Annotated in this window: 2 protein-coding genes; both read right to left on the bottom strand. The window is 38.4% G+C overall.

Features of this window, described 5'->3' with window-relative positions; all coding sequences use genetic code 11:
- Positions 1-211: 211 nt before the first annotated feature.
- Positions 212-2,386: an OsmC domain/YcaO domain-containing protein gene (locus tag Q0241_RS12760; protein WP_299378004.1), complete on the bottom strand. Its 2,175-nt coding sequence runs from the start codon at positions 2,384-2,386 to the stop codon at positions 212-214.
- 213 nt (positions 2,387-2,599) lie between these two features.
- A partial coding sequence (locus Q0241_RS12755; RefSeq protein ID WP_299378002.1) for an ATP-binding protein occupies positions 2,600-3,752 on the bottom strand: 1,153 nt, incomplete at its 5' end.

The raw sequence follows: 3,752 nt of genomic DNA, 5'->3' as shown, positions 1-3,752 counted from the left end.
GAAATATCAGCCCTATGAAATTTGAAATGAAGGCGGCATAACAGACTAAAGTATCCTCCACTTTAGTGCAGCGGGTCTAATTCTATGAATATAAAGCTTTAAAAATAAACACTTGTTAGAAAAACACACCTTAAAGCAAAATTAACCTCCCCCCTACCCTCCTATCTTTTTTGAAAAAGGGAAGTTAGTTTTTATTAATCCAGTAAACCTGTTAATTTACTTTACCTTGTCGCGCTTTATGCAGCTTTTTATAGCTCTCAATTAACCTAAGGTGCTTGTCCAAACCTTCAAGTTTCATACTTGTCTTTGTTAACCCATAGAATTTAACATCCCCGGTTACAGAGCCCACAGCATTATCCATGACCTCAGAGCCATACATTCTTGTAAGGTTGGGAAGAAAGTCATCAATACTCAAGTCGTCATCAAGCGTAATATCAAGAACAGCATCCATTGCTCGGTAGAATAAAACCCGCTCCACGGTGTTTTCATTAAAGTTCAAGAAGTCTCCGATGCCATCTTTAGCTTCTTCATATTCTTTCAAAGCAAGATATATCAATATCTTCAGTTCACGTATATCCAGCTTGCCCCAGACTGTATTTTCATCAAATTCAATGCCTATCATGCTGGATATTATCGTATAGGGGTCTAGCTCAGAATCATCTAATCGCTCGAGCAAACTTTCTAGTTCAGAATGAGTTAAGGAATGAATATTTAAAATATCTTCCCGGAATATCAGGGCCTTATTTGTATTATCCCAAATCAAGTCTTCTGCTGGATATACTTCAGAGTAATCTGGCACCAAAATCCTGCATGCCGTTGCACCAAAGTCATTGTATGTCGCAATATAAACTTCTTTCCCCAGATCTTTGAGGATGTTCATCAAGCACTCATTTTCTTGCTCTGTCGTGCCACTAAAATCCCATTCACAGAAATCATAGTCTTGTTTTTTACTAAAGAATTTCCACGATATAACACCTGTTGAATCAATAAAATGCTCAACAAAGTTCCCAGGTTCTTTTACCGCATGGCTGCTGAATGTCGGAAGTGGCACGTCATTCAGGCCTTCAAAACTACGACCTTGCAATAATTCAGTAAGAGAACGTTCCAAAGCCACTTCAAAACTGGGATGCGCCCCAAAGGATGCAAAAACGCCCCCTGTTTTCGGGTTCATCAGTGTGACATTCATAACAGGGAACCGCCCCCCCAAAGATGCATCTTTGACCAGAATAGGGAAGCCTTTATCTTCTAGCTCTTCAATGCCGGCCAGAATATGCGGATACTTTGCAAGAACTTCCTTTGGTACATCCGGAAGAACAATCTCTTCCTCAATGATTTCTCGTTTAACCGCACGTTCGAATATTTCGGATAGGCATTGAACTTGCGCTTCATACAACGTATTGCCGGCGCTCATACCATTACTAACAAATAGATTTTCAATCAGATTTGACGGAAAATAGACTGTTTTTTGATCTGAACTGCGTATAAAGGGCAAAGCACAAATACCGCGATCAACAAGCCCGGAGTTTGTATCAATTAAATGCGACGCTCTTAATTCACCGTCAGGGTTATAAAGCTGCAGACATACTTCATCCATCAAACCTTTCGGCAAAGCATCATCAGGTCCGGCTTTAAACCATTTTTCGTTGGGATAATGGACAAATTCGCTATGCGCGATTTCTTCGCCAAAGTAATAGTCATTATAAAAGAAATTACAGCTAATCCTTTCAATATATTCACCCAATGCGGAACAAAGGGCGCTTTCTTTCGTGGCCCCTTTCCCATTGGTATAACACATCGGCGACGCAGCTTCGCGGATATGAAGGGACCAGACATTCGGAACAATATTTCGCCAGGACGCAGCTTCAATTTTAATACCAATATTGGACAAAATCGCCGTCATATTGGCAATGGTCTGTTCCAAAGGTAGGTCTTTCCCCAGAATAACCGTATTTCCTTCGCTCTCATAGCTTTCTAACAGCGACGAATCATCCAGATTTTCCACGGGGTCAATTTTAAACTTCGGGCCTTCCTGGATAACTTTTTTCACGGTGCAACGGTCTGCTGACCTTAAGATACCAGCCCGATCTCGTTCGGAAATACCGTCAGGCAATTCAATTTGAATTTGAAAGGTTTGATTATATCTGTTTTCCGGATCGATAATATTATTTTGCGAAACCCTGATATCATCAGTGGGGATATCACGTGACAGGCAATAAACCTTTACAAAATAAGCGGCACAGAGCGCAGAAGATGCAAGAAAATAATCAAATGGACTTGGCGCCGTTCCATCCCCTTTATAGCGAATAGGCTGGTCGGTTATTACGGTAAAGTCATCAAACTTAGCCTCAAGACGAAGGTTATCCAAAAAATTTACAGTGATTTCCATGAGCCTATATCTTTCCAGAAAGCATGATGAATTAGACTATTATTTACTTTATCTCCGTTTTTCTCTTTCACGGAGACAAAAAAACGCCTCAGACTTTTCAATCTAAGGCGTTTTTTTTATTGGTTGCGGGGGCACACAACCACCGAGAAATTGATTTACCTGAAATGAATTAGTTAATCTATTTTATGATTGATCAGATCTGAATCTTTATACTTACTTAAATGGAATATTTACAGTCACAGTCGTTCCGACATTAAATTCGCTTTCGATTTTTAGCTCTCCATCATGGAGTTCCACCAGGGACTTTGAAATAGCAAGTCCAAGCCCCCAACCTTTTTCAGATAGGTGTGGGTCATGATCGCTTCGGATAAAAGGGTTTATTATTTCTGAGATTTTTTCTGGTTCAATCCCACACCCATTATCTTTAATTAAAATTTGAATGTTTGATTGAAATTCAATTGCTTCAATCGTTATCAAGCCGTCATAATCTGTGAATTTTATAGAATTTGAAAGTAAATTTAGTAAAATTTGCTTAACCGCTCTTTTATCAACAGATATTTTATTTATGATTTTTGGTATTGTTGTTCTTATTTTTATGTTTTTATTATTTGCCCTAGTAGAAACGACATGTACACATTCTTCTATAATTTGATCAATTGATTCAGGTGTTTTAAGTAGTGTTTTTTCTCCTGCTTCAATGGCTGACAGATCAAGAATATCACTTACCAAGTCTAATAAAAGTTCCCCACTGTTATATATATCTTCTGCGTATTCTGTGTATCGTTGATTTCCTATGGGGCCAAAATATTGATTTCGTAATAAATCAGAAAATCCAATGATTGCATTTAACGGAGTTCTTAATTCATGGCTCATCGATGCAAGGAATTCAGATTTGGCTTTATTGGATTGTTCTGCGTGGTGGAGAGCTTGATGTAATTGTGTTTCCATTTTCTTACGTTGGGTGACATCACGCCCGACGCTGGTGCAAAACTCAACATCTCCCTTTTCATCAAAAGAGAGTCTCATATTCCAAGACAAATGACGTATTTGGCCGTCGACACTTATTTGTCTGTTTTCAAAGTTATGAATATGCTTTCCTTGTTGGACAGATTGGTGAAAAGCATTGATTGTTTTTTGTTTGTCCTTATTGTGAATAAAATCAAATGCGGATCTACCAAGGCAATCTTCAGGAGATAAGCCAAAAATAACTTCCGACATATGATTGACAAAATTTAATGAACCATCTGGGGAAACAATCGTTATTAGATCATCGGATCCTTCTACAATATTCTTATATCGTTGTTTATTTTTAAGAAGAATATTTTGTGCGTTCTTTTTGTCACTAATATCCTGAACAGTACCAGAA

Origin of the sequence: uncultured Kiloniella sp., assembly GCF_937128705.1 — a bacterium.
In the GTDB taxonomy this organism is placed as follows: domain Bacteria; phylum Pseudomonadota; class Alphaproteobacteria; order Kiloniellales; family Kiloniellaceae; genus Kiloniella.
Note: the sequence above shows the minus strand (reverse complement) of the source record. Positions and strands in the feature narration are given on the sequence as shown.

Bases quoted from the DNA above. Each gene is read 5' to 3' on its own strand.
- Q0241_RS12760 (WP_299378004.1), bottom strand. From the start codon at position 2,386: ATGGAAATCACTGTAAATTTTTTGGATAACCTTCGTCTTGAGGCTAAG.